The following is a 26993-nucleotide window of genomic DNA, read 5'->3' as shown; positions in this document are numbered from 1 at the left end:
TACACCGAAGCTGTGGATTTACTCTTCATTGAGTAAGTGGTAGCGGAGCGTTCCGTAAGCCTGTGAAGGGAGACTCGTGAGAGCTCCTGGAGGTATCGGAAGTGAGAATGCTGACATGAGTAACGATAAAGGGAGTGAGAGACTCCCTCGCCGAAAGTCCAAGGGTTCCTGCTTAAAGTTAATCTGAGCAGGGTGAGTCGGCCCCTAAGGCGAGGCCGAAAGGCGTAGTCGATGGGAACCACGTTAATATTCGTGGACCTGTGGGTAGTGACGGATTGCGTGTATTGTAAGGTCTTATTGGATTGATCTTGCAGTGAAGCAGTCCCAGGAAATAGCTCCCACGTATAGACCGTACCCGAAACCGACACAGGTGGACTGGTAGAGAATACTAAGGCGCTTGAGAGAACTACGTTGAAGGAACTCGGCAAATTGCACGCGTAACTTCGGAAGAAGCGTGACCCTTTAACGGGCAACCGTTAGTGGGTGGCACAAACCAGGGGGTAGCGACTGTTTACCAAAAACACAGGGCTCTGCGAAGTCGCAAGACGACGTATAGGGTCTGACGCCTGCCCGGTGCTGGAAGGTTAAGAGGAGATGTGCAAGCATTGAATTGAAGCCCCAGTAAACGGCGGCCGTAACTATAACGGTCCTAAGGTAGCGAAATTCCTTGTCGGGTAAGTTCCGACCTGCACGAATGGCGTAACGACTTCCCCGCTGTCTCCAACGTAGACTCAGTGAAATTGAATTCCCCGTGAAGATGCGGGGTTCCTGCGGTTAGACGGAAAGACCCCGTGCACCTTTACTATAGCTTTACACTGGCATTTGTGTCTGTATGTGTAGGATAGGTGGTAGACTTCGAAGCAGGGGCGCCAGCCTTTGTGGAGTCATCCTTGAAATACCACCCTTACCGATATGGATGTCTAACCGCAGTCCGTAAGCCGGATTCGAGACAGTGTATGGTGGGTAGTTTGACTGGGGCGGTCGCCTCCTAAAGAGTAACGGAGGCGCGCGATGGTAGGCTCAAAACGGTCGGAAATCGTTTGTTGAGTGCAATGGCATAAGCCTGCCTGACTGTGAGACTGACAAGTCGAGCAGAGTCGAAAGACGGTCATAGTGATCCGGTGGTCCCGTGTGGAAGGGCCATCGCTCAACGGATAAAAGGTACGCCGGGGATAACAGGCTGATGACCCCCAAGAGTCCATATCGACGGGGTTGTTTGGCACCTCGATGTCGACTCATCGCATCCTGGGGCTGGAGCAGGTCCCAAGGGTATGGCTGTTCGCCATTTAAAGCGGTACGTGAGTTGGGTTCAGAACGTCGTGAGACAGTTCGGTCCCTATCTGCCGTGGGTGTTGGAATATTGACAGGACCTGTCCCTAGTACGAGAGGACCGGGATGGACGTATCTCTGGTGGACCTGTTGTGGCGCCAGCCGCATAGCAGGGTAGCTATATACGGACGAGATAACCGCTGAAGGCATCTAAGCGGGAAACTCACCTGAAAACGAGTATTCCCTGAGAACCGTGGTAGACCACCACGTTGATAGGTCAGGTGTGGAAGTGTGGTAACACATGAAGCTTACTGATACTAATCGTTCAATCGACTTGATCGTTCCCATTTCCTATATCCATTCACACAAAAATAAACAAATAAACAAATCAGAAAATACAGCTTCTCTATCTCTATGCTCTTCGCTGACTTGGTGGTTATGGCGGAGTGAACGCACCCGATCCCATCCCGAACTCGGTCGTGAAACGCTCCAGCGCTGATGGTACTTTGTCTTAAGGCACGGGAGAGTAAGTCGCCGCCAGGTCTGCTAAGCGCATAGAGTAATCTTCTCAATACATCAAAAACAAAACAAATTAAGCAATACAATAACACGTCGACAAAAATAACCGATTGTTATATCATCAAATATCGCGGGGTGGAGCAGCCCGGTAGCTCGTCAGGCTCATAACCTGAAGGCCGCAGGTTCAAATCCTGCCCCCGCAACCAATAAATCTCCATAACAATAATCCTACGCTCCACCAAGCAAAACATGCATTCAGATCCATGATGCGCAATACAAATTACACCTCATCAGACCTCAAAAAACAAACCATTCAAGCAAATAACCATATCATTTGCTTCTATACATTTGTATATTTGCCTCATCCCAAGCCTTGCTTATCTTTATTCCCATCTGCCCTCTCAAAAGGACTTTTTGCTTGTAAAAAATGAAAGCTGAAGGCGGAAAAATAATAACTGATCAAGAGAAAATAAGAAACCAGCGTAGAAACGCAACGGAAAATATTGCCTTTATAGTCTATAAAAATAACATAAAAATCAATCGTAAACCCTGAATATCTGATAAAATCTATCGCCGTGTTTAAGGCAATTTGCAACGGAGCTTACAGAGCAATTCTTGAAGACAGATTTTAGGTTCTTTGCGGTAGAGTGCGTTACAAACGCATCATTGTGCCACTGTTAGTGAAGTGTTTTGGGAATTCTCGTTATACCTCCCGTTGCAAAAACTATATACCACATTGAAAATCCCCGTTTTTTAGATTGTATCAGGCACATGGAAAATGCATTGGTTCTCTCTATTACCTCCATAGATCCTCTCAATAGGACTTTTTGCTTGCAAAAAAATGAGAAATGAAAGGTGAAAAAAGACTAACTGCTTAAGGGAAAATAAGAAACCAGCGTAGAAATGCAATATCAAAAATAATCCAAATCCCCCTCATAAATTGTTCGATAGCTATAAAAAACGCTGCTCTAACAAACATTATGCATGCTATCTGATCTTTAAAAAAACTCTCTCAGAGAGAGCTGTCATGAAGAGCTTCAGAGTTATCCTCGTCTCTAAAAATTGGAGATCAAATAGCAAGCTGTTTGAAGTATAATATTACCGTTACTATCGTATCTGTCGTAATAACCCTGTTCAAATAAACCTACATTCCAAGTCCTTAAAAATAAGCTAAAATATATGATAAAATCTATGGTCCTGAGCATTGCCAAATTTATTCGCAATAAAGGAGGCTATCTCTTGAAAGTTCGTTCCTCTTATAAAACACTCATATCTTTGGGCAAAAAACAAATTAATATTGATGCCGAACGAGAGAAAAAAGTGAACAAATAACTAAGCCTATAGGAACTCTATCAGGCTTATGCTTCCAAAAAGTGGACAAACGACAAAGTCGATACTTTACCATATGTGTGATTATGCCATATATCTCAGCGCTTAACTTCAGATCAGCACGAATAACAGGACAATAAACAAGACGTTGAAAACACAACGGAGGATGAGGGTGATAGTGTCTAAATTAAGTGCAGAAAAAATAGGATGATGAAAAATCAAAAAGCGTACAACAATACCAAAAATAATCCAAATCCCTCTCATAAATTGTTTGATAACTATAAAATACGCTGCTAAGCAGCATGCACTCTGAAATAACAAGAGCAGGAAGAAAAAGAGTGTATAAGAATGCAATCCACCTCATAAAGGCTTCTCAAAGTGTGTTTATCCTTGGGAATATTTTGACACCATCAGAAAACCCAATATTTTAAAAAGTTTTTATAGAGGAGGAGCAGCGGAAATGCTCTCAGTATTATACGTCAAAGGATCTGCGCTTAAGAAGTTTTCTCCCTTACAAAAATAACGAGCTTAATAAAGAGCGCTACTAAAATTATGTTTTCTAAAGAAAGGGCATGGGAAAAGCGTAGAGGGATATAATTTGCTGTCAAAACATTTTGAAATCCAATCTTCTCTTGCATCAACACAAAGTTTGTTAGCATTTATGCTAGTACCTTGCCAATATCTGCAAAAAACATATCATAAATCAAGGTTCTTTTTCTTTATGCAATAAAGAGAGCGTTAAGCAAAACAGAAAAACTACACTGACAGAAAAGAGAAAAAAGAACACACTATAGAGGGAGAAACCAAAAAATATCCCTCTAAAATTATAATCTCAACTCTCAGCTTATTTAATTTTTATTAATTTTCCATCAGGGATTATAGGATATTCAGGAATTTGAACAAAAGATTTTATTTTTGCAGAGTTTGTGGACTGAATGAAGTGCGGTTTCCCTATAAAACAAATATGAAAAAATTTTGATTTATTGATAATATCTTTTATAATGTAAGAAGATGAGAGCGATGATAAAAGAACGCTTCTTTTAATGTTATAACTTGAATCAATGAACAATAAAATTCCAACACCCTGTTCAAATTGATTTATTATAATGAGCTGAATATCTGTCGCTGAAATATTGCAACCGTGAAGATTCAAAACATTTATGAAATCGTGAACAGAAATTGAAGCACCCATGATATTATGAAAGGCTGGTGTTCTTCCTTTTAAGATGTAAGGTGTACCTGCGGTATCCACAAATACATGATTGATTACGTGCAATGGTAGCAATATCGCCTGTAGCGTGCTCGAGTAGCGGCTCATCATCAGGATAAAAAACCGATACAATGAGTTCATCAGTTTTAGGATTTGATTTCACTTGAATATGATCGTAAAGATGGTAAACGTCACCATTAAGCTAGGAAACACTGGAATCCTATTGGACCCGTTTCTTGAGTAGTATAAGCAAGAGGCTTAATACGTAATTCAGGAATTATATTATTTGCTTTCAACGCAGATTGCGATTGAAAGGTTTCTCCAAGATAAAATAGGGTTTTTAGAGATTGTAATTTTTTCCCCCGAGATACCGTAATAAGCTTATCGGCAAAACTTGGAAGGCATATTATCGTATCGATGGAAAATTCTTCGATGGCTGCACTTAAAGTGTCATCATCAAGGATAGATGCAAACGGATAATAGGTGACTTTGAGAAGGCGACAAATTTCATGGGCAAAGTGAAATCCACTCCATAGTTCTCCAGCTGTAAGGCAATTTGCAACGGAGCTTATAGAGCAATTCTTGAAGACAGATTTTAGGTTCTTTGCGGTAGAGTGTGTTACAAACGCATAATTGAGTCACTTGTGGTGAAGTGCTTTGGGAATTCTCGTTGTACCTCCCGTTGCAAAACTATATACCACATTGAAAATCCTCGTGTTTTTTAGCTTGTATCAGGCACATGGAAGATGCAAATGTAGAGGCAATAGTGATCATGAAAAAGATTAAAGAAACATGGCTGTTGAAATGGCTGATTATCCATCCACTCATCCAAGAGCCCGCAGCTTGACCAATATTTGAAACAACAAGGATATAACTAAAAATAACACTAGAAGATAAAGCTGCAGTTGTCTTTCCTGCATTATAGTATATTTCTGGAATGATGACAGATTCGTAGACACTGTAGGCAATTAAGGCAATCATGGCGGTAGAGACGCCACCTATGAGGTAGAATGAGGCTAAGCTTCCCGTAAGCCATATCAGATAAAAAGTTGTTTTATCGGAAAGAGTGAGATGTTTATTCATTATCCCCTGCCAGAGGCAAATACTGATTCCGACAGTTGAAAAGAAAAGACCACTATAAGGAGCGAGATTGCTATCAAATTTACTCAGAAGTGTCGTGGTTGTGAGGAAGATTCCCATAATGGACGAGCAAAGTAAAGCTGTGATTAGTAAATAACGAAGAGAACGGTTGCTTATGATTTTTTTACAGGAAGAAAGAAAAGCCGTTGGTGTTTTTTTATCTTTTTCAAGGGATGTTTTTTTCTGTGGGTAGTTGTAAACAATTTTTATAGAGAGAAAACAAAAATATAAACCAATGACTGCGAAAAAAAAGAGTACAAAAACGGATACGTTGTATTTTATGGTGATCGTTGCAACAAGAGGGGCTATAAAAACAGCAGCATTTTGAAAAAAAGAATAAAGGGTTAATGCACGTTTAAGCGTTTTTCCATTGAGATGTTCTGTTAAAATCTCTCTTAGAAATGGCTTTGCAATTGCTTTCGAAAGAGCTGTTAAAGTAAAAAAGGACAACCAAGCAGAAGGCATGGCTGATAGAGTAATGAACAAAAAAGCTGCACTTCTTAAAATAAATGCGCTAGCCATTAATAATTTACGAGAATATTTCTCAAATAACTTCGTTGTCGTTACCATGAGAATGCTTTCAAGGATTACGGATCCCGCGAGATAAAAAGCAACATTTGCAGCCGTTATGAGAGGAGAGATGCCAAGAAGAGGCAGAACAAAGAAAAAGGAAAATTCGGAAAGAAAAACTGCACCATAGATAAAAAAAGTAATTTTATTTTTTCTCGTCATTTAATTTTTTCTCATGGGGATTTCTCTATAAGCGCAGTTAAATGATCAAAAACGCTTTGTTGTCTATTTTTAGGGAGTTTTGTTAGCCCTGTTTCAGCAGTGCACATTTCATTGATAGTATCCCCATCTTGATTTCACTCGTCAGTCTATGGCGAGAATATTGTTTTTTGTTTCTTTTACACTGTTTTTAGCAAGATCCAACATTTTTCGTATAAAATGTTTTCTTGCTGTATGAGGTTATAAAATCTGTATGATTAAGAATAATTTGTTGGCCTCCGCGTGCACTGTTGCCAATAGAGCTTTTCCCTTGATTTGTAGGATTTTATAAAAATCAATTTTTCTGAGTGGAAGAAAAACCTAATATGTTGTGCATTTTTCATAAAAGAAATGAAGAAATATTGAGCAGAGGAGGGTGAGATAAGGTTTCCTATAGTTATTGCATGTTGTAATCCATCTGACTTCATAACACCAAATCCCATTCCTGAACTGACGGGTATTCATATTCTGATGAAAGAAAAGATGTGATTGTCGGTACAGTTTTTTTGTGATAATTGCCGTATCTTTGATGGATAAATTATAAAAATAGTGAAGCGGAGCAGAAAGGCATATATTTGTGTTAATCATCGCATCATCAAAAAATACTGACGATTTCTCAAATAAATTTTTTTATTATCCTTCTTCTGTGAATTCTAAAATATAAGCTGAAATGGTATGTGCGGCATGAATAGCTAGACGCGCATGGCGAGGACGAATAATGTTTTGCTTAAAATGTTCTTCTGATCTGCCATGGGCAGCACTTTTTTTATTTCTTAAATTCATGGTGCCTTTTACAATTTCATACAGTCCAGAGGCGATCTTTTTTACATCTTCGTCAGAAAAATTTTTGGGCTGGAGACCAATGTGCATAGCAACTTTGTTCCATAAATTGGGGAGTTTCTCAGATTCTTCTTTATAGACGATAGAATGGTGATTGAGATAAGCTTTTAAGGAGGCTTCCAATACAGTTGCAGCATAGAGAGCTGCATTCATCGGATCTTTTTCTACGGTTTGCAATGCTCTCTCAATTTCGATTTCTACTGCGGAGAGTTGCTGTTTTGCAACCTTATCCTGTAACCCTTGTGTAGAGAGAAGACCACATTTAGTGATATATCCCCCACGTAAATACCGCAATCCATCTTTAGCTAAGGTTTCTAAAATTTTGCATTGATTTTCTTCTCATTGATCCACTGCGTAGAGAGTTTTTTGATCAGAAGGTTCTCTATCCATAAAATCACTGAGGAGCGGACCTAGGACCTCAAGTGGTTCAGGGCATTGTCTATTGATTGCATGGAGCCGTTTTTTTACCATGGTCACTTTATTATCAGAAGGATCCGCGTTAGGAGCAGTCGGTGTAAAAAAGAATAAAGTATCCAACATCTTTGATGTATAATGCATTGATAATATTTGGCTAAGCAGTCCAATGGTTGCGGGAGGAATTGGTGATTTCATGAGAGAGATTTGTCAAAAATGGTTATTACATTATAAAGTCTATGATATGAATTCGTTTGATTAAGAGACTGCTACATCATTTTATAGATAGTTCCCTAAGAGTTTTTGTTCCTCAGTATTATAGCTTTTGTTTTCTATAAAACTGCTGAAGAATATGTTGTTGGTTTTTCTATCCACATCTTTTCTCTGATATAAAACAAAAAAACATATCATGCATGTTGAAAATTGCGGGAGATAAAGCGCCTTTATTTTATACGAGGCAAGATTACCTAGAGCGTTTTTTATACTCTATAAGATAGAAAACCTTCTCACAAAATGTCTTAAAGAAAAAACATAAAAGAAAAATTTGTTTTCCTTTTAAAGGCTGTTTTGCTGTCATGAAAAGTTAAAAGAATGTTTTAAAAATCTTCTTTCCATTGAAAGAATACAGTGATCGGGACCTGTTTATAAAAAAAGCCGTACAATCTGTACAGCTTTTTTCTAGTATTATGCTTTATGTCCTGTTAGTTTTACAGCATGTTTATAGCATGAAAGTGTCTTTACGGCTTCGATAGCCATAATAACCACAAACACTGGAAAGTATGGCACCAATTAAGCTTCCTAAAAAGCCCCACCATCCCATGTGGGAGGCTGTTGTAGCGGCTTTGTCCGCACTATGACGTGCATCTTTCATCGTTGAGTTGAGCTTTTGAGAAAGTGTATGCGCCTGCGCTTCAAGATTTTTAAGTGCTTGTTCGGTTTTCGCTTCTGCTGTTTGATAAAGATCAAGTGCATTGTTAGCGGTTTTTTGTGCATCCGCACGCGTCATGCCATTGTTCATCAGGGCATTGACGATGTCATTTTGATTGATGTCTTCTGTGATGTCTTCGATACGATCAGACAGGTGCTCACTCAGATTTTTTAAGATGGTGCCAGTGTGAGAAGGGTCTTCCTTAAAAGCTGTTATCGCAGAACTGATCTCTTTAAGAGCGGCTTGATAGGATTGCTTTAAACGGTCAGGGTTGAGAGCAGGGATATCGCTTTTCTTGAGAAGTGTGTGTAATTCACTGCGCAATTTATCAAAATCAACATCATTGTCCTTTATTTCACGAAAAAACTTGGCAAAATTGTTATCGTTTTCTTGTGAAAAGAAGGGGACAAGATTTGTTTTGAGGCTGTCTCCAGTTTGTTGGAGTGCCGAAGTGCTTTCTCCAACAGCTTTCGCGCCTATCTTTGCTGTACTTGAAACCACGTGGACGGCTTGGAGGGTCATGATAAGGGTTAACAGAGCCCAAGTGAGAAAGCCATGAAGTGTGCCTGATGATTCAGCAAAGCGCCCAGCAACAAAGCTTCCTAAAGCAAGGCTGATAAGCATAACGATAAGAGAACCAATCCCAAAGGAGAGGAAAGTTCCTGCAAAAGGTGTTGAAGAGGTGAAGTCCATTTGGTTGAAACCTAACGCTGCAACCAGAAAAGATAAGCAGATTGAAGTGGCAAGGGCTGTGATCAGTCCAGCAAAGATTGCTGACCATGAAATTGGTGGTTGGAAAAAAGGATAATCTGTTTCTAGAGATGTTTCCCCTAGAAAGTGGCTATCGAAGGGTGTATCCTCAGGAATGCGGGTTTCCATATTTTTATCTCCTCAAATGATGCTGGAGATAAAATGCCCCGTTAGAAATTATGTTCCAAAAGTGACAAAGAGGCTGCCAAATTGATACGAACGTTCAAAACAGTGGGTGATGATTATCGTTTATGAGGGGAATTCTCACGGATTTTGATGATGAAACCATGTTGGTGAAACTTCTTTTTGCAAAATTCTGCTTCAAGGTGCTGTTTATTGCGCGTGTGCATTGCTAGAGATGTTTGAGCGAATAGAAAGAGAAGAGGGATGTTTTGCAATATGGTTGCTTGTGCTGCTTGGTGCTATGAAAATATTTTCTTTTGCGTAGAAATTATGTTACCGGTCCATTTTGGAAAATAAATTTCAGTTATAAATAAATTTCTTTTTCGGTTGTCTCGTGTATCGAAAATTGCAAGAGAGCTTATCTTGGGTGGTGGAATGTTTTGTTCAACTTTTTTAAAAAACCGTGAAATCTATGGACCGCTTTGTGTTGGTTTTGATCCTAGTCATAAAGTTTTGCAATCATGGAATTTAAGTTGCGATTATAAAGGGTTAAAAGAGTTTTGTGAGATTCTCTTAACAGCCGTTGTTGGTAAAGTGGGTGTTATAAAGCCGCAAGCTGCTTTTTTTGAGTTATATGGGGTTGAAGGTCTTCACGTTCTCAAAGAACTTATTGAAGAAGCACATGACCAAGGCTTATTGGTTCTGGTTGATGCAAAAAGGGGGGATATTGGCTCTACTGCTGAAGCCTATGGGAGGGCTTGGCTTGGTTCAAGCAGTGCGTTTAAGGCCGATGCATTGACAGTCAATCCTTTTCTTGGTTTTGATGCGCTCATCCCTTTGATCAAGATTGCTGAAGAAACAGGAACTGCGGTTTTTGTGGTGGTTCAGTCCTCTAATCCAGAGGGAGCAACACTTCGCAATGCGCGCATTGGTGATCAAACAGTTTCTATGCATTTGGCACAGCGTATTTGTGATTATAATAGCCATTCTTTTACGCAACATCATGCTGTTGGACCCATCGGGGCGGTCATTGGGGCAACTTTGGGCAGTGAAGCAAAAGAGACAATCGAACAGTTGAAAAACAGCTTGTTTCTTGTTCCCGGTATTGGTGCTCAAGGGGGAACAATCACACAACTGACAGATCAGTTTCCACAAAATTTGTGGCAGAATATCATTCCCTCCATTTCACGGTCGATTACGGATGCTGGTCGTAACAGTGGTGATTTAAAAACGCTGATCAACTATTTTGCCGAGCAAGCTAAAAACACACTGATGCTTTAAGGATTTTTGCATAGATGTTCAATCTGTCAATTCCTTATAAAAGAGGGTACCTCTTGCAGAGGGATGATTTTAGCTTATTCGAGAGTTGTTTTGATGCTTCTCTTAAAACAGCTTTCGTTTTTTGATGTCTCTTTTGAAACAACTTACGTTATCTTGATGATAAAGACACACAAAATTCTGTTGTCGCATCACACCTTCCTTTCATATTCTCAACAGGGATGATTCACACATTCAATCTGATCTTTATGCAATCTGATCTTTATGCAATCTGATCTTTATGGATATGATGCAAAGGATAGGTACGAGTGTCAGAAGAATAACCGTAAAGCTAAGTGTGTCATGGTTGTCGTTTGACAAAGTATTTTATAAAAAGCCGGTATTTCTTTCCATCCCATAGCTGGTAAGTTTTGCGTTTTATGACGTTGTTGACATCAGAGAGTCTTAGCATTTGCTGTTCTCTGTCAATCAACATTCAATCCCAATGCAGCCATATGTTTCCCATGCAATAGCATGTTTAAGAGAGAGATTAAGACGAATGAACGTCCTATAGGCAGGACCAGCTTTTGGAGACTCAATGAAGAACGAGAGCATTGCATGTATCCATTTTGTAATCTCTGCAACGGGGAGGTAGCCTCATTGGGGAAGGATATGAAGATGTAAAGGCAAAAATCAATCTTCAATCTTAGTATTTCTTTTGGTTTTGCTTTACGGCTGGCAAAAGTGTTTAGAGCAATATCTTTGAGATAATGGAGATGACGCATTGTCTCACGCTTTTGTTTGTCACGTTTTTTAGGGAGTATGCCTCTCATGGAAAGCAGCACGCCATTGTGCGACGCATTCATAGGTTTGTTTTAAATAACTCAAAGTACATCCACGCCCATTTCACGATACAGCCCATGGAGAATATACTGGTAAATCTATTACGCACTATCCTCTTTACACTTGTGGAGGAGCAAGTTGGTATCGTCATACTCTAGCCGCCAATGTTGCAACAGTTTTTGGCATTGAGACGATTTATTAAAGGCATTTTATACCTTTCTTCTTGTGTTTTTATCCACACAATAGCCTCACTTGTGATGTGCAAGAGGATGTTTTTATTCAACAACAGCAGGATTGTAGTGAGAGAATCTTAGGATATTCGTGTTCTCATTTTATAGGCAAAACGCTTCATTGTCTTTGTAAATCAGATTGGTATGGAGAGCATATGAGAAGGTGCTTTGCGTAAAGGGAATGGAGAGGAGAGCGTGTGGAAAATGTGTTTCGAGAGGATTGTTGAAGAGAGAAGAAGGCAGCAGTGGTAGGAGGGCTTGTATGGGAAGTCTTATGGGGAAGTGCTTGTGAAGCGTTTTGTGGTTGCGGGCTCTTCTTTTTTATCGATAATGGGAAAAATATTAACAGAAAGCCGCTCTTTTGCGGTTGAAGGAGCCAAGTTTTTTAGTACGCTTAGGGGTGATGAGCATCTTCTTTGTACAAGGGGTGGTGTTTGTTATCGTGGGTTATGATTGATAAAGGTATTGCAGCGTTGGTTTCTATGAGATAGACACAAGCTATCCGTGAATAAGCCATCCGTGAATAGATATTGTTGTTAGAGAAGAGCATGTCATCAAAACAAGAAAAAACCAAAGCCCGTTTACCTCGTGGTTTTGTTGATCGCACAAGCGCACAGTTATATGCAACTGAAACCATGATTGCACAAATTCGTGAAGTTTATGAACTTTACGGTTTTGAAGCGCTTGAAACACCGATTTTTGAATATACAGATGTGTTGGGTAAGTTTTTACCTGATGAAGATCGTCCCAATGCAGGGGTTTTTTCGCTCCAAGATGATGATGAGCAATGGATGTCTTTGCGCTATGATCTTACCGCGCCGCTGGCTCGTTATTTTGCAGAAAACTTTGAAATTTTGCCAAAGCCTTATCGGAGTTATCGTCTTGGCTTTGTTTTCCGCAATGAAAAACCCGGACCAGGGCGGTTTCGGCAATTTATGCAGTTTGATGCCGATATTGTTGGAACACCTACAGTTGCAGCGGATGCTGAAATTTGCATGATGGCAGCAGAGAGCTTGGAAAAATTAGGGTTTCAACAGCATGAATATGCTATTCGCTTGAATAATAGAAAAATTTTGGATTGCGTTTTAGAGAAAATTGGCTTGGGGGGAGATGAACAGGCTGAAAAGCGTTTAACTGTCTTGAGAGCAATTGATAAATTAGATAAATTTGGTCCTGAAGGTGTGCGTTTGCTGTTAGGGCGGGGGCGTTTGGATGAAAGTGGTGATTTTACAAAAGGCGCGGAGCTTAAGGAGAAAGACATTGAGCGTATTCTTGCCTTCATGGCTGCTGGCGCTGAAAGCGCAGAGGAAAACCTTGATGCTTTGAGAAAAGTCGTTGGGGATCATGTTCAAGGCCTTGAAGGAATTGGTGAGCTTGAGGAAATGCAAACAATCTTTGCCGCAAATGGCACTGAGAATCGGATCAAGATTGACCCATCAGTGGTGCGGGGACTGGATTATTATACGGGGCCTGTTTTTGAGGCGACATTGCTGTTTGATGTGTTCAATGATGATGGACAAAAGGTTGTTTTTGGCTCTGTTGGTGGTGGTGGACGCTATGATGGATTGGTGGCGCGTTTTCGGGGGGAAAAGATTCCCGCAACTGGTTTTTCCATTGGGGTTTCACGCTTGATCGCTGCTTTGCAAAGCTTAGGAAAATTGCCTGTAAAAGAGGTCGCAGGGCCCGTCGTGGTGTTGATGATGGATAAAGAACCTGAGGCGGTTGCAGGTTACCAAAAAATGGTTATGCAACTGCGGGGAGCTGGAATTCGTGCTGAACTCTATTTGGGAGCAGCAGGGATAAAGGCACAGATGAAATATGCTGATCGGCGAAAAGCGCCTTGTGTGGTCATTCAAGGATCACAAGAACGTGAGGAGGGAAAAATACAGATCAAAGATTTGATTGAAGGAGCGCGTTTGTCTCATGAAATTAAGGATAATCAAACATGGCGAGAAAGTCGACCAGCACAAGTGACCGTTGATGAAGAACTATTGGTTAAAACAGTGCAAGATATTTTGAACAGACAAAATACGTAAACATTTCTGTAGAAAGCATTGCATGAAATATTGGGAAAATTTGCGCTTCAATTTTTAAAATTGATACCTTTCTTGATTTTATGTGTTTACCATTGAACACCACTATCTTTACGCTTATGAAGGTACAAGCTGGTACCATCATACTCTTTGCCAGCCCCCAATATCGCGACAGCTCTTGGTATTGAGACGATTCATAACAGGCATTTTGCCTCCTTTCTTTAGAGTTTTTACCCACACGCCAGTTCCGCTTGTGACGTGCCGAAACATCATTTCACTTGATTCAACATAATATGATTTGATATGAGAAAATCTTATGATATTAAGGCGTCTCATTTAACATGTAAGAAAAAGAATTGTTTTTATAAATCAATATTTTACATCTAAAAAAATCCCTAAACGAGAACGGAATGCCATGAGGGTATGCATCACGTTTCTTTCATATCTTAAGACAGGTTACTCACATTAGGGCGATGACGGTCGGTTGGAGAAAAAAAGCATTACGGAGCAGAAAGCGTGCTTTTTTCAGAATTTCTCATATTTCTAGTCATAAGGGCATGCGAAATTCTGTTATCGCGTCATATACACCTTCATATTCTCAGTAAGGATGGTTTATTTCTTTCAATCGGATTTTTACAAAGATGATGCAAAGGATTTGGATTGGTTCGAACGCCTGTAAAAATAAGCAAACGCAAAGCTAAATGTGTCATAGTAATTGTTTTGCAAAGTGTTTTAAAACTGCTCTCACTTGCTAATTTCGTGTTGATCTCTTCGTAGTTTTATGGCGTTTTATGCTTGTAAAGCAACAAGCGGTACTCTCTCTAGCAATTTCTTTGAGATACTGGAGGTTGCATATTGTCTTATGTTTTTATTTGTTATGTTCTTTAATGGGGACCGATCCTCATATAAAAGAACGCTATTAGGTCACACATTTATGGGCTTTTTAAAGATACCCAAACTCATTTCAAGGTGGTGCCGTGAAATGTGATACACTGGCAACTCTATTGAGTAACGCCATCTTTACGTTTGTAAAGCAACAAGTAGGCACCATCTCCAGCAATCTCTTTGAGATAATGGAGATTACACATTGCCTCATGTTTTTGTTTGTCATGTTTTTTAATGAGGACACTGATCACCCTGTAAAATAAAACGTCATTGGGTTATATCTTTACGGGCTTTTCTAACGACTTTTCTTAAGGAACCCAGCCCATTTTACGGCGGCGTTCGCGGAATGCTATAGCGATAAAGCCATTGAGTACCATAATTTTTGCGCTTGTGAAGGTATAAGCTTGCCCCATCAGACTCTTTACCAGCCCACAATGTTGCGACAAATCTTGCATTAAGGCGATTTATTAAAAGCATTTATTCCTTTTTTCTTGTGTTTTATCCATATGATAATCGCACTTATGACATGCCGAAACATCATTCCATTTGATTCAACATAAGAGGATTTGAGATGAGAGAATTTTACAATATTCGGGGGCTTATTTAACAGACGAAACAGTAAATTATCATTATAAATCAATACTTTGTCGCCGTTATAAAAAGAACGCTCTATTCTTGACAATCCATGCTTAAAAAAATTGAGGACGAGCAGTCCGCACAGTGGTGTTAAAAGTGTTCTTGGTGTTTTCTTTGAGTGAAAAGGGGGGAAAAACGTTATACGGGGAATGTTTGGGGGGAGGGTATAGCTCTTTGAGTTCCATGAAGATGAAGCTTCTCTTTCATATTCAGAAGGATGGAGCGTTATTTTTTTGATCATTGCGGAAGATAGTAGTGAGAAGTTGCTGTGTGCTTTTCGTGATAAAATATTTCCGCTTGGTTTTTTGCGTTCAAAAATTTTCCAAAAACAAACGGCACAACTTCTTTTTGCGAAAAAACTTGTACCGTAAAGTCTATGTTTTTAAAGGCTTGAACGCGCTATGAGATTAGTTTTGCAGGTTTTTTAAAACATTTTGTGGTGAAGAGACTTCATAAGGGTCTGTTGTACAATTGTCTGAAAAACCTGCTTCTTCAAACCATTGTTCAATCACACCATCGTTAATAACAGCGGCATAACGCCATGAGCGCATGCCAAAACCAACATTGTCTTTCGCAACCAACATACCCATTTTACGGGTGAATTCACCAGAGCCATCAGGAATTAATTTTACATTTTTAATTTCTTGCGTTTTCCCCCAAGCATTCATGACAAAAGCATCATTGACAGAGAGGCAATAAATTTCATCAATGCCGACTTTTTTAAACTCTTCATAAAGTTTTTCAAAATCAGGCAGTTGAAAGGTTGAACAAGTAGGCGTAAAGGCGCCTGGAAGAGAAAAAAGAATAACCCGCTTTCCTTTAAAATAGGTATCGCTGTTAACCTCTTGCCACCGATAAGGATTATCCCCATCAACGGATTCATCGCGGACACGGGTATGGAAAGTAACATTGGGAACGGTCTTTTTGATCATAATGATGCTCCTGTGTTTTTGTGAAAATTGTCTTTCAAAACAGATCTCGTCTTTAAATATGTTTTTAAATTTCATCTTTAAAGAAGAAAGATGTATTGAAGAAGGTATTTTTAAAAATAGGCTATGCTTCATGAATGTGCAAGCATTACATTGTTCCGTCAAGGGGAATTAATGGTCGACTTTAAGCGCTCTTCACTTTAAAGTTAAAGGAAGAGTCTAAAGGAACAAGGGAAGAGCATGAAGGTACCTTGACAATGACAAAGACAGTTTTAACAACGGCTTTTAATGATCAAAAACTAGGAACATCTGGTTTACGCAAAAAAGTGTCGGTTTTTCAACAACCCCATTATGCGGAAAATTTTATACAGTCTCTTTTCAACAGTATTCCAGATATTGAGGGAAAATGCCTTATTCTTGGTGGCGATGGACGCTATTTCAATGAGACCCTTTTGCAAATTGTCCTGAAAATGGCCGCTGCCAATGGTGTTGCTTGCGTAAAAGTAGGAAGAGGGGGCATTCTTTCCACGCCGGCTGTTTCGCATCTTATTCGCAAAAATCATGCCCATGGGGGATTTATCCTATCAGCAAGCCATAATCCTGGTGGTTTAGAAGGGGATTGTGGCATTAAATACAATATTGCCAATGGTGGTCCTGCTCCCGTTTCTCTTTGTGAAACTGTTTTTAAAATATCACAGCACCTTTCTTGTTATAAAATTTTTGAGGCACCAGATGTTGATTTGCAAAAAGAAGGAACAACTTTTCTAGGGGCTATGCGAATAGATATCATTGATCCCGTCGCAGATTATGTGGCTTTGATGCAAGAGATCTTTGATTTTGATTGTATTGCTAAGGCTGTGAGGGAAGGTCTCACTTTGCGCTTTGATGCCATGCACGCGGTAACGGGGCCTTATGCCCATGAAATTTTTGAAAAATGTTTGGGATTTTCTACAGGGACAGTGGTCAATGGTGTTCCCTTAGCCAATTTTGGTGGGAAGCATCCTGATCCCAATTTGGTTTATGCCAAGGAGCTTTATAATTTTTTAATGTCGGAGCAGGCGCCTGATCTTGGGGCGGCCTCTGATGGGGATGGAGATCGGAATCTTATTATTGGCTGTGGGCAATTTGTAACACCTTCTGATTCCTTAGCGATTATGGTGGAACATGCACATCTCATTAAAGCGTATCGCCAAGGTATTGTAGGGGTTGCGCGTTCTATGCCAACAACGCGTGCTGTTGATTTGGTAGCTGCAAAAAAACAGTTAAATTGTTTTGAAACACCAACGGGTTGGAAGTTCTTTGGTTCACTTTTGGATGCGAGAAAAGTGACCTTTTGCGGTGAAGAAAGTTTTGGAACAGGTTCGCATCATATTCGTGAAAAGGATGGTTTGTGGGCGGTGTTGTTTTGGTTAAATCTTTTGGCGGTGACAGGGAAAACTGTCGCACAAATTGTGCAACAGCATTGGCAAACCTATGGGCGCTTTTATTCTTTACGCCATGATTATGAAGAAGTGGAGGCGGAAAAAGCCCATGCACTCATAGAGCACTTGCGTGCCCATTTACCACGGGCGGGAACCGAAATTGCTGGACTCTTCGTTGAAAAAGCAGATGATTTTACCTATCATGATCCCATTGATCACAGTGTGAATAGCAAGCAAGGTCTGCGTATTTTTTTCAAAAATGGTGCACGGTTGGTGGTGCGTTTATCGGGAACGGGAACCGTAGGGGCGACTTTGCGGCTTTATTTTGAGCAGTATGAAGCTGATCCACGTAAACATTTTCAAGATCCACAAAAAGTTGTCCAGCCTTTACAACAGGCTGCGTTGAAATTGTTGAATGTAAAACAACAGTTAGGGCGTGAAAAGCCTGATATTATTACATAAAGCGATGGGTTAGGGAAAAATTTTTCTCTCTTGTTGTGTGGTGCGTTTGTTGTATGGCAAGCCTTGCGAGGATTCCAGTTATTATCATTCTCGTATGATACGCGTTTTGTGGTTGTCGTGGGTAGAGTTGTATGCATTTTTATGCACAAAATTTTTTGTGCTCTTTGCAAGAAGCGATTTTGAAATGATAGAAAAAACATCGAACCGCAGAGGGTTCGATGTTTTCATCAAGTAAAATTTGTTGTTCTCCATTTATTGTTTGTTGTGTAGATTTATTGTGCGCGCTTATTGCGGATGAATCATCTTTTTAGGATCAACAAGCCGGTCATAAGTCTCTCCAGAAATGCCTGCTTTTATTGCTTCAGCACGCAAAGTTGTATCATTCTTATGGGCGGCTTTGGCAATTTCAGCAGCCTTCTCATAGCCAATTTCTGGGGCAAGAGCGGTCACCAGCATTAATGAGCGTTCCATGAGAGAATGAATATGGATTCGATTGGCGCGTAAGCCTTGGATGCAATGCAGGTCAAAAGAGCGTATGCAATCACCAAGAAGTGTGATCGACTGTAAAACATTATAGCCAATAACAGGTTTATAAACATTGAGTTCAAAATGGCCCTGACTTGCGGCAAATGTTACACTGGTATGATTGCCAAAGACTTGGCAAGCAACCATCGTCATTGCTTCACACTGTGTGGGGTTAACCTTGCCCGGCATGATAGAGGAGCCTGGTTCATTTTCTGGCAAGTTGAGTTCTCCCAATCCTGAACGGGGACCTGAACCCAAGAAGCGAATATCATTGGCAATTTTGAATAGATCGGCTGCTAGGGCATTCAAACTACCATGGAAATGGGCAAGGGCTCCATGATGGGCGAGGGCTTCAAATTTGTTGTTGGCGGTCTTAAAAGTGATCCCTGTAAGAGTGCTGATTGTTTGCGCAAAAGCAACATCAAAACCTTTCGGTGCATTGAGCCCTGTTCCAACGGCTGTGCCTCCTTGGGCAAGCATTTGCACATCGTTTAGAGCTGTTTCAATACGTTGGCGGTTGGCTTCTAAGGCAGCACGATAGCCGGAAAATTCTTGGGCGAGAGTGAGGGGGGTGGCATCTTGGGTATGCGTTCGACCGATTTTAATGATATCGGCAAATTCTTCCTCCTTTTTCTTTAAAGTCATAATAAGGGCTTCAAGAATGGGAAACAAGTGTTGGCGTGTTTGCAATGTGGTGGCAATGTGAAGCGCTGTGGGAAAGGAATCGTTTGATGATTGACTCATATTGACATGGTCATTGGGGTGAACCGGTTTTTTGCTGCCTAATTTTCCTCCCAAGAGCATGCTGGCATGGTTGGCAATTACTTCATTGACATTCATATTGCTCTGTGTCCCAGAGCCCGTTTGCCAAACAGAAAGGGGGAAATGGGTGTCAAAGGCACCGGCAAGCACTTCATCAGCCGCAGCAATGATCGCTTTACCAATTTTTTCTGAAAGCTTGCCTTTTTCCATATTGACAACGGCTGCTGCTTTTTTAACAAGGCTTAAAGCATAGATGACGCTGAGAGGTTGTTTTTCACTGCCAATATTAAAATTATGCAGAGAACGTTCAGTTTGTGCGCCCCAATAACGATCTTGCCGGACCGCAATCGTTCCAAAGCTATCCGTTTCCTGACGTGTTTCAACCATGATAAGTTCCTTTTTGTTTGCAAGTTTAATACAAAGCTAGATAACGCAAAATAGAAAAGAGAAGCAAGTGTTTGAAGACTTTTTAGGGAAATTATTTTATGAACAATCCTTGACATTGAGATGCTGGGATTTTATATCTTAACTGCTGTTAGCACTCGTAAGTTGAGAGTGCTAGCAAGGACTTAAAATTAATTCAATTCTATCAATTATATTAAGTTTTAAGGATTTAAAATATGGCTAATATACAATTCCGCCCACTACACGATCGTGTTGTTGTTCGTCGGGTTGAATCTGAAAATAAAACCGCTGGTGGGATCATCATCCCTGATACGGCGAAGGAAAAACCTCAAGAAGGTGAAATTATTGCTGTTGGTAATGGCGCTCTTGATGACAACGGAAAGCGTGTGCCTCTCGAAGTGAAAGCAGGAGACCGTATCCTGTTTGGAAAATGGTCGGGCACCGAAGTAAAGATTAATGGGGAAGATCTCCTCATCATGAAAGAATCTGACATTATGGGAATTCTAGGTTAATTCAGAATCCCAATTTTTTGTTTTGTACTATTTGAGATAATTTCAAGGAGAAATTAAATGGCTGCTAAAGAAGTCAAATTTGGCCGTGAAGCGCGTGAGCGTCTGTTGCGCGGTGTTGATATCCTTGCTAACGCTGTTAAGGTGACCCTCGGCCCTAAAGGGCGCAATGTGGTGATCGATAAATCATTTGGTGCACCTCGCATCACAAAAGATGGTGTATCCGTTGCAAAGGAAATCGAACTAGAAGATAAGTTCGAAAATATGGGTGCGCAAATGTTGCGCGAAGTCGCTTCCAAAACCAATGATATCGCTGGGGATGGAACAACAACCGCAACTGTTTTGGGACAGGCTATCGTGCAAGAAGGTGTAAAAGCCGTTGCTGCTGGCATGAACCCAATGGATCTCAAGCGTGGAATTGATGCTGCTGTTGATGAAGTGGTGGCAAATCTCTTCAAAAAAGCGAAAAAAATCCAAACTTCAGCAGAAATTGCCCAAGTGGGAACAATTTCCGCTAATGGCGCGGCAGAAATCGGTAAGATGATTGCTGATGCTATGGAAAAAGTGGGCAATGAAGGCGTTATTACCGTGGAAGAAGCAAAGACTGCTGAAACGGAATTAGAAGTTGTGGAAGGTATGCAATTCGATCGTGGATATCTTTCCCCCTATTTTGTCACCAATGCTGAAAAAATGGTGGCTGATCTTGATGATCCTTACATCCTCATTCATGAGAAGAAATTGTCTAATCTTCAATCTCTCCTTCCTGTGCTTGAAGCTGTGGTTCAGTCTGGTAAGCCTCTTCTCATTATCGCGGAAGATGTTGAAGGTGAAGCTTTGGCAACGCTCGTTGTTAACAAGTTGCGCGGTGGTTTGAAAATTGCTGCTGTTAAAGCACCAGGATTTGGTGATCGTCGTAAAGCAATGCTTGAAGATATTGCCATCTTAACATCGGGTCAGGTTATTTCCGAAGATGTCGGCATTAAACTGGAAAATGTCACTTTGGATATGCTTGGACGTGCTAAGAAAGTCAATATTTCTAAAGAAAATACCACGATTATTGATGGTGCTGGACAAAAAGCTGAAATTAGTGCACGCGTTAATCAAATTAAAGCGCAGATTGAAGAAACCACTTCTGACTATGATCGTGAAAAATTGCAAGAAAGACTTGCTAAACTCGCTGGTGGTGTTGCCGTTATTCGTGTTGGCGGTGCAACAGAAGTTGAAGTGAAAGAAAAGAAAGACCGTGTTGATGATGCCTTGAATGCAACACGTGCTGCTGTGGAAGAAGGTATTGTTGCTGGTGGTGGAACTGCGTTGTTGCGTGCAGCAAATGCGCTCACCGTTAAAGGAAGCAATCCTGATCAAGAAGCTGGTATTCATATCGTTCGTCGTGCACTCCAAGCACCAGCACGTCAAATTGCAACCAATGCCGGTGAAGAAGCAGCCATTATTGTCGGCAAGGTATTGGAAAACAATGCAGACACCTACGGTTACAACACGGCAACTGGTGAATTTGGCGATTTGATTGCTTTGGGAATTGTTGATCCTGTGAAAGTTGTGCGTTCTGCTCTTCAGAATGCTGCTTCAATCGCAAGCCTTCTTATTACAACAGAAGCAATGGTTGCTGAAGTACCAAAGAAAGAAACCCCAATGCCTCCAATGCCTGGTGGTGGAATGGGCGGAATGGGCGGAATGGATTTCTAAGCTCTTTCGTCAAGATAAAAAGGACGGGTCCATTGGGCCCGTTTTTTTATTTCAGCGGGTCTTATTGTAGCAATGCATTATCAGTGAATTTGGTGATTTGATTGCTTTGGGAATTGTTACTCTGGTGAAGGTTGTGCGTTTGGCTCTTGCACATGCTGCTTCAATTGCGAGCCTTCTTATCACAACAGAAGCGATGGTTGCTGAAGTAGCAAAGAAAGAAACCCCATGGACTTTCATGCTTGGTGGTGAAATGGGCGGAATGAGTTTCGAACCTTGTTATCAAGGGAAACAAAAAATGAATGAAGAAAAAGCATTTTATAGGGGGGCTTTTTTATATGATTGTAATGTGTCCTTCTTATGCCAATGGGTTTTATCTTCATTGATGTATTTTTTTATGAGGTGTTTTGATGGTAATGTTTGCTTTGAGGATATTTTGTATTGCTCTTTGGTGAAAATTTCGCTCTTGTTTTTCGTTAGATGATTTTAATCACTAAGAATTTTAGAATAATGCACTGTTCGTCTTTTGCTTTAGCAATGGACAATCGGGATCTTTTACTTTATTGACCGTTTATAGAGATGTTTTTTCTTGAATAAAAAGGGAAACTATGAATCAATATCCTAAATGCCCTCACTGTGGTGGTCTTTATACCTATGAAGAGGGTGAAAACTTTGTGTGTCCTGAATGCGCCCATGAATGGCCACAAAAGAGCGAAGATTCTTTTACCTCTGAGAGCGTTTATGATGCCAATGGTCAGGTTTTGACAAATGGGGATAGTGTTATGGTGGTGAAAGATCTTAAAGTCAAAGGCGCGGCTTCGGTTCTCAAAACGGGTACTAAGGTGAAAAATATTCGCCTTGTCGATGGAGATCATAATATCGACTGTAAGATTCCAGGGATTGGTCAGATTGGCTTAAAATCAGAATTCGTTAAAAAGATTTAGTGGGGACTAAAGTTTAATCACTTTTTGTTTGTAACAATATATTGACTTATAAAGAGAATTTATCGTTCCGTATATTGAATTATGTCTCTCGAATATTGTAAGTTTCTCTTATCTTCAATTCATTAAAATCATTTGTGTGCATGTCACAAACACTATTGGCGTATGGATAAAAGCTGTACAAGAAAGGAAAAAATGCCTCTCATGAAGCGTCTTTATGTAACAACTATTGCAAAGGGGCTATCGTAACATTTCAGAGTTAGCAAATAGAATGATGATGCCGGATTGTGAAAGCACATTTGTTTGAGATGAAGGTAGAGAGAGCAGAATTGCTTCCATTCTTTTAAAGTTTTCAGAGATAATAACCATTTAGAAAGAGAAACATCATGGAGATCTCAAAGAGATCAATGATCGGTATCACCTAGAGTGTTAAGGGGTGTTCTCTGTTTGTTTTTCTTCAGTTTTATAACTCCAATCATTCCAGTGGAAATAATGAATGCAGACATAGCTAAAAAAGAGCTCACTAATCCCACGAGTGCAAAAAGTCCAGCAATAAAGCCAGATATTGCTTCAGAACAGTTCGCTAAAGTTGAAAAGGTTCCAAAACTCTTCCCAAAATCTTCACGACGAGAGTATAATTGAATAGCTGAGACTAAACTAATATCGACAAATGCACCAATAAATCCCAAAACAAATGCGAGCACGAGAAGAAGTTTTAAAGAAAGCATGGCAGCTAAAGGCATAACAAACATAACTATCCCATAGAGAAGCCAAAATACCATGAGCTTCAAGGATGTAATATTGAATATAATTTTACTATATAAAAAGCCACCGACAAGAGTTCCAAAAGCAATGAGAGAAAATAGAGAACTCACAAAACTTTCCTCTCCACCTTGAGAAAGAATAAATGCTGGAATTAAAAATCTTAAAATTGCCCCAGTAAAGAGAATAGCAAAGGACGAGCCAACCAGCGTAATAAATAAATTCTTATTTTCTGTAGAAATATGTTTAAGATAGAAAGTTGTTTCGCGATAAATTTTTATAAAATGGAATGAGTTATTCTCACTTGAATTGAAATTCATGAGATTCAACAATAAGATAATAGATAGAAAATAGGTAAAAAAATCAAAAATGAGCACTGTCGATTTATTGGCGAAAAAAAGCAATACCGAACAAACGAGAGGACCAATGAGGGATGCAGTATCTTCTATAATTTGTGAAATGCTATTTGCCTTTGTCAGATCATTTATTGAAAATATTCTCGGAATAGCAGCTTGAAAACTTGGTTGAAAAAGACTCCTTCCTATCGTTGTACAGATTGCTGCAAAAATAAGAACAACAATATGTGCACTCCCTGTTATATAGGTTATAAAAACGAATAATGAGGCTAATAATCTCACAAATTCACTGAATATCATATTTTTCTTTAAAGAAAAATTATCCGCTAACCAACCTCCTATAGGGCCAAAAAAGAGAAAAGGGATAAAGCGAAAAAAATACACAAGACCTGTAAAAAAGAAGTTATCTGTTAATTCTAAAACAAGTAAAACAAAAATAACTTCATAAGCATAATCACCAATTTTAGAAATAAAGAGAGAGAGAAAAAGCAATAATGGATTTTTTTTAAAAAATAAATTCATACCAATCATCCGATATTAAACTTTTCTATAATTAAAGTTATATTACCTTTAGTAAAATTGGTGATAGGAAATTCAAAGGAATCGTCTATTTTCATAAATCACTTCATGGGTTAAGTGAAAACTTTTAAAGAAATATGCATCATAGTACAAGTATTGAGACAAATATCAGGAAATATAATCATTTTTCTTTATTTATTGCTTTTTAAAAGATAAGAATATAACAACCTATTCGATCAAAATCTGTCCTATGCGTATAATAAAGAGTTCACTTTTTTACACGCGTGTAATACTGTTTTTAACATTTATACAATATTAGATTTATTCTTTTATCATTCTTTTTTGGATTAAGAATGGATAAGGTTAACGCGAGTAGAGAGGGAACGGTTGTTATTTTTATTAAGCCGGTATTCTCATTCTCTTTGTTCACCTCTATTGTTGCAACAATTCTTGCTCTGCAGATGATTCATAAGAGGCATTTTTATGCTTTTCTTAAACGGTTTTTACCCACATACCTATCCTGCTTGTTATGTGCAAGGGGATGGTTTTTTTTGATTTAATATAAGGGGGATGGAAATGAGAAAATCTTAAGAGTGTTTGAGAATCTTATTTAATATGAATAATGATTTATTATCATTAAAATTCAAAATGTTATTTCAATAACATGTCTTTGAATTTCGTTTGTATGATTTTTGTAGCGAAGAGGTTATCTTGCTTTTTTCTTTGATTTTATAAAGAAAGTGCCAATAATCAAGTGCTTGAAATCTTCTTTTTTGGTGATCTTTATAGATGATGTTATGTGGTTGGGGGATTTGGTTTTATAACAGTGTAGGACTATTCTTTTCACGCTTGTATTTTCTTATCGCTGTTTTGCTCTCGTTGTCTATTGCGGCATTGCTTTTACACCTAAAACTTCTGGAATAAAGAGCCGTAAGAGATTTTCAATTCCATGTTTGCGTGTTGCGGTTGAGGAGGGGCATCCAGCGCAGGCGCCGCGCATATTGAGGGAAACAATACCGTTTTCAAAACCGCGAAAAGTGATGTCTCCTCCATTATTGGCAACGGCGGGGCGAACACGGGTTTCGAGAAGTTTTTTAATTACAACACTATCAGCGTCTTTTTGGTATGCTTTGCTTTTTTATTGCGGCATTGCTTCTACACCTAAAACTTCTGGAATAAAATGCCGTAAAAGATTTTCAATTCCATGTTTGCGTGTTGCGGTTGAGGAGGGGCATCCAGCGCAGGCGCCGCGCATATTGAGGTAAACAATAGCATTTTCAAAACCGCGAAAAGTGATGTCTCCTCCATCATTGGCAACGGCGGGGCGAACACGGGTTTCGAGAAGTTCTTTCATTGTTACAACACTATCAGCGTCTTTTTGATGTGTTTTGCTTTTTTATTGTGGCATTGCTTCTACACCTAAAACTTCTGGAATAAAGTGCCGTAAAAGATTTTCAATTCCATGTTTGCGTGTTGCGGTTGAGGAGGGGCATCCAGCGCAGGCGCCGCGCATATTGAGGTAAACAATACCATTTTCAAAACCGCGAAAAGTGATGTCTCCTCCATCATTGGCAATAGCTGGGCGAACACGGGTTTCGAGAAGTTCTTTCATTGTTACAACACTATCAGCGTCTTTTTGATGTGTTTTGCTTTTTTATTGTGGCATTGCTTCTACACCTAAAACTTCTGGAATAAAATGCCGTAAAAGATTTTCAATTCCATGTTTGCGTGTTGCTGTTGAGGAGGGGCATCCAGCGCAGGCGCCGCGCATATTGAGGGAAACAATAGCATTTTCAAAACCGCGAAAAGTGATGTCTCCTCCATCATTGGCGTTGGCGGGGCGAACACGGGCTTCGAGAAGTTTTTTAATTACGATACTATCAGTGTCTTTTTGGTGTGCTTTGCTTTTTTATTGCGGCATTGCTTCTACACCTAAAACTTCTGGAATAAAGTGCCGTAAAAGATTTTCAATTCCATGTTTGAGTGTTGCGGTTGAGGAGGGGCATCCAGCGCAGGCGCCGCGCATATTGAGGTAAACAATACCATTTTCAAAACCGCGAAAAGTGATGTCTCCTCCATCATTGGCAACGGCGGGGCGAACACGGGTTTCGAGAAGCTCTTTAATTGTTATGACAATATCTGCGTCTTTTTCGTCATAAAATTCTTCGTTAAGGGCGTGGGTTTGCGCTTGTGTAGAGGCGTTGGTGGTAACAACCGGTTCACCGGACAGAAAATGCTCCATAATTGTGCCTAAAATAACCGGTTTTAGATGCTGCCATTCGCCCTCTTTTTTGCTTACCGTGATGAAATCATAACCTAAAAAAACACCATTGACATTTGGAATATTAAACAGTTTCGCAGCAAGAGGCGAATTTTTATCCGCTTCTTCACGGTCACGAAATTCTAATACACCTTCGGAAAGAACCACACGACCTGGCAAAAATTTAAGTGTTGCAGGGTTGGGGGTGGCTTCAGTTTGAATAAACATATGCTCTCCTTTTATATAAGGTCTTTGAGATAAGGGATG

18 protein-coding genes, 1 tRNA gene, 2 rRNA genes and 3 pseudogenes (1 of these 24 cut by a window edge) are annotated in these 26993 nt (G+C 39.8%); 10 read left to right on the top strand and 14 right to left on the bottom strand.

Features of this window, described 5'->3' with window-relative positions; all coding sequences use genetic code 11:
* From LNM86_RS09370 to LNM86_RS09360, 3 genes are all read left to right on the top strand, one after another.
* Window positions 1-1611 (top strand): 23S ribosomal RNA (locus LNM86_RS09370) (it extends 1146 nt beyond the left edge of the window).
* A gap of 86 nt (window positions 1612-1697) precedes the next feature.
* Window positions 1698-1812: ribosomal RNA gene (gene rrf / locus LNM86_RS09365) — 5S ribosomal RNA — on the top strand.
* A 105-nt stretch (window positions 1813-1917) separates the two neighbouring features.
* A tRNA-Met gene (locus tag LNM86_RS09360) sits at window positions 1918-1994 on the top strand.
* Window positions 1995-3961: 1967 nt separating this feature from the next.
* Here the strand turns inward: LNM86_RS09360 and LNM86_RS09355 are convergent.
* From LNM86_RS09355 to LNM86_RS09335, 5 genes are all read right to left on the bottom strand, one after another.
* A complete protein-coding gene (locus tag LNM86_RS09355; protein WP_241437467.1) occupies window positions 3962-4369 on the bottom strand; it encodes a hypothetical protein in 408 nt (135 codons plus the stop codon).
* A 648-nt stretch (window positions 4370-5017) separates the two neighbouring features.
* Window positions 5018-6199, bottom strand: coding sequence for an MFS transporter (locus LNM86_RS09350; RefSeq protein ID WP_241437466.1), 1182 nt, complete (start codon window positions 6197-6199; stop codon window positions 5018-5020).
* Between the two features lie 669 nt (window positions 6200-6868).
* Window positions 6869-7369, bottom strand: coding sequence for an abortive infection family protein (locus tag LNM86_RS09345; RefSeq protein ID WP_241437465.1), 501 nt, complete (start codon window positions 7367-7369; stop codon window positions 6869-6871).
* 45 nt (window positions 7370-7414) lie between these two features.
* Window positions 7415-7687, bottom strand: coding sequence for a hypothetical protein (locus LNM86_RS09340; protein WP_241437464.1), 273 nt, complete (start codon window positions 7685-7687; stop codon window positions 7415-7417).
* Window positions 7688-8207: 520 nt separating this feature from the next.
* On the bottom strand, window positions 8208-9296 hold the full coding sequence (locus LNM86_RS09335; RefSeq protein WP_241437463.1) for a TIGR04086 family membrane protein: 1089 nt from the start codon (window positions 9294-9296) through the stop codon (window positions 8208-8210).
* A 429-nt stretch (window positions 9297-9725) separates the two neighbouring features.
* On the opposite strand from LNM86_RS09335, the gene pyrF reads away from it, so the two are divergent.
* Both pyrF and hisS read left to right on the top strand, forming a co-directional pair.
* On the top strand, window positions 9726-10571 hold the full coding sequence (gene pyrF, locus LNM86_RS09330) for an orotidine-5'-phosphate decarboxylase (RefSeq protein ID WP_241438976.1): 846 nt from the start codon (window positions 9726-9728) through the stop codon (window positions 10569-10571).
* 1597 nt (window positions 10572-12168) lie between these two features.
* Window positions 12169-13656 (top strand): histidine--tRNA ligase, encoded by a 1488-nt coding sequence (gene hisS / locus LNM86_RS09325; protein ID WP_241437462.1) that lies wholly within the window; start codon window positions 12169-12171, stop codon window positions 13654-13656.
* A gap of 1209 nt (window positions 13657-14865) precedes the next feature.
* Here hisS and LNM86_RS09320 read toward each other — a convergent pair.
* Window positions 14866-15015, bottom strand: coding sequence for a DUF4102 domain-containing protein (locus LNM86_RS09320; protein ID WP_241437461.1), 150 nt, complete (start codon window positions 15013-15015; stop codon window positions 14866-14868).
* Window positions 15016-15581: 566 nt separating this feature from the next.
* Window positions 15582-16106: a peroxiredoxin gene (locus LNM86_RS09315; RefSeq protein ID WP_241437460.1), complete on the bottom strand. Its 525-nt coding sequence runs from the start codon at window positions 16104-16106 to the stop codon at window positions 15582-15584.
* Between the two features lie 254 nt (window positions 16107-16360).
* Here LNM86_RS09315 and LNM86_RS09310 point away from each other — a divergent pair, with 254 nt between their 5' ends.
* On the top strand, window positions 16361-17986 hold the full coding sequence (locus tag LNM86_RS09310) for an alpha-D-glucose phosphate-specific phosphoglucomutase (RefSeq protein WP_241437459.1): 1626 nt from the start codon (window positions 16361-16363) through the stop codon (window positions 17984-17986).
* A gap of 285 nt (window positions 17987-18271) precedes the next feature.
* Here the strand turns inward: LNM86_RS09310 and fumC are convergent, their stop codons facing one another.
* Entirely contained in the window at window positions 18272-19660 is a 1389-nt protein-coding gene (gene fumC, locus LNM86_RS09305; protein ID WP_241437458.1) for a class II fumarate hydratase, read from the bottom strand.
* A 233-nt stretch (window positions 19661-19893) separates the two neighbouring features.
* Here fumC and groES point away from each other — a divergent pair, with 233 nt between their 5' ends.
* The 4 genes from groES to LNM86_RS09285 all read left to right on the top strand — a co-directional run bounded on the left by groES (window position 19894) and on the right by LNM86_RS09285 (window position 22832).
* On the top strand, window positions 19894-20190 hold the full coding sequence (gene groES / locus LNM86_RS09300) for a co-chaperone GroES (protein WP_004865053.1): 297 nt from the start codon (window positions 19894-19896) through the stop codon (window positions 20188-20190).
* A gap of 57 nt (window positions 20191-20247) precedes the next feature.
* Entirely contained in the window at window positions 20248-21891 is a 1644-nt protein-coding gene (groL, locus tag LNM86_RS09295; protein ID WP_241437457.1) for a chaperonin GroEL, read from the top strand.
* Window positions 21892-22084: 193 nt separating this feature from the next.
* Entirely contained in the window at window positions 22085-22372 is a 288-nt protein-coding gene (locus tag LNM86_RS09290) for a hypothetical protein (RefSeq protein WP_241437456.1), read from the top strand.
* A gap of 124 nt (window positions 22373-22496) precedes the next feature.
* A complete protein-coding gene (locus LNM86_RS09285) occupies window positions 22497-22832 on the top strand; it encodes a zinc ribbon domain-containing protein YjdM (RefSeq protein ID WP_241437455.1) in 336 nt (111 codons plus the stop codon).
* Between the two features lie 401 nt (window positions 22833-23233).
* Here LNM86_RS09285 and LNM86_RS09280 read toward each other — a convergent pair whose 3' ends face one another.
* The 6 genes and pseudogenes from LNM86_RS09280 to LNM86_RS09255 all read right to left on the bottom strand — a co-directional run bounded on the left by LNM86_RS09280 (window position 23234) and on the right by LNM86_RS09255 (window position 26954).
* Window positions 23234-24469 (bottom strand): MFS transporter, encoded by a 1236-nt coding sequence (locus tag LNM86_RS09280; protein WP_241437454.1) that lies wholly within the window; start codon window positions 24467-24469, stop codon window positions 23234-23236.
* Window positions 24470-25349: 880 nt separating this feature from the next.
* The gene (locus LNM86_RS09275) at window positions 25350-25565 is read right to left on the bottom strand and encodes a NifU family protein (RefSeq protein WP_372712457.1); all 216 of its coding nucleotides are present in this window, start codon (window positions 25563-25565) and stop codon (window positions 25350-25352) included.
* Between the two features lie 39 nt (window positions 25566-25604).
* A pseudogene (locus LNM86_RS09270) lies at window positions 25605-25847 on the bottom strand (NifU family protein); the annotation flags it as partial.
* A 15-nt stretch (window positions 25848-25862) separates the two neighbouring features.
* A pseudogene (locus LNM86_RS09265) lies at window positions 25863-26105 on the bottom strand (NifU family protein); the annotation flags it as partial.
* A gap of 15 nt (window positions 26106-26120) precedes the next feature.
* A pseudogene (locus LNM86_RS09260) lies at window positions 26121-26336 on the bottom strand (NifU family protein); the annotation flags it as partial.
* 39 nt (window positions 26337-26375) lie between these two features.
* On the bottom strand, window positions 26376-26954 hold the full coding sequence (locus LNM86_RS09255; protein ID WP_241437453.1) for a NifU family protein: 579 nt from the start codon (window positions 26952-26954) through the stop codon (window positions 26376-26378).
* Between the last annotated feature and the right edge of the window lie 39 nt (window positions 26955-26993).

It is taken from the genome of Bartonella machadoae, from assembly GCF_022559585.1.
Lineage (GTDB): Bacteria > Pseudomonadota > Alphaproteobacteria > Rhizobiales > Rhizobiaceae > Bartonella > Bartonella machadoae.
The sequence above is the reverse complement of the archived record's forward strand: the minus strand, read 5'-3'. Positions and strand labels throughout refer to the sequence as shown.

What these genes read in the sequence shown, in the direction of transcription:
- LNM86_RS09350 (WP_241437466.1), bottom strand. Translation starts at nt 6,199, where the DNA reads ATGACGAGAAAAAATAAAATTACTTTTTTTATCTATGGTGCAGTTTTT.
- LNM86_RS09340 (WP_241437464.1), bottom strand. Translation starts at nt 7,687, where the DNA reads ATGAAATCACCAATTCCTCCCGCAACCATTGGACTGCTTAGCCAAATA.
- LNM86_RS09335 (WP_241437463.1), bottom strand. Translation starts at nt 9,296, where the DNA reads ATGGAAACCCGCATTCCTGAGGATACACCCTTCGATAGCCACTTTCTA.
- pyrF (WP_241438976.1), top strand. Translation starts at nt 9,726, where the DNA reads ATGTTTTGTTCAACTTTTTTAAAAAACCGTGAAATCTATGGACCGCTT.
- hisS (WP_241437462.1), top strand. Translation starts at nt 12,169, where the DNA reads ATGTCATCAAAACAAGAAAAAACCAAAGCCCGTTTACCTCGTGGTTTT.
- LNM86_RS09320 (WP_241437461.1), bottom strand. Translation starts at nt 15,015, where the DNA reads ATGCTTTTAATAAATCGCCTTAATGCAAGATTTGTCGCAACATTGTGG.
- LNM86_RS09315 (WP_241437460.1), bottom strand. Translation starts at nt 16,106, where the DNA reads ATGATCAAAAAGACCGTTCCCAATGTTACTTTCCATACCCGTGTCCGC.
- LNM86_RS09310 (WP_241437459.1), top strand. Translation starts at nt 16,361, where the DNA reads ATGACAAAGACAGTTTTAACAACGGCTTTTAATGATCAAAAACTAGGA.
- fumC (WP_241437458.1), bottom strand. Translation starts at nt 19,660, where the DNA reads ATGGTTGAAACACGTCAGGAAACGGATAGCTTTGGAACGATTGCGGTC.
- groES (WP_004865053.1), top strand. Translation starts at nt 19,894, where the DNA reads ATGGCTAATATACAATTCCGCCCACTACACGATCGTGTTGTTGTTCGT.
- groL (WP_241437457.1), top strand. Translation starts at nt 20,248, where the DNA reads ATGGCTGCTAAAGAAGTCAAATTTGGCCGTGAAGCGCGTGAGCGTCTG.
- LNM86_RS09290 (WP_241437456.1), top strand. Translation starts at nt 22,085, where the DNA reads ATGGTTGCTGAAGTAGCAAAGAAAGAAACCCCATGGACTTTCATGCTT.
- LNM86_RS09285 (WP_241437455.1), top strand. Translation starts at nt 22,497, where the DNA reads ATGAATCAATATCCTAAATGCCCTCACTGTGGTGGTCTTTATACCTAT.
- LNM86_RS09280 (WP_241437454.1), bottom strand. Translation starts at nt 24,469, where the DNA reads ATGAATTTATTTTTTAAAAAAAATCCATTATTGCTTTTTCTCTCTCTC.
- LNM86_RS09255 (WP_241437453.1), bottom strand. Translation starts at nt 26,954, where the DNA reads ATGTTTATTCAAACTGAAGCCACCCCCAACCCTGCAACACTTAAATTT.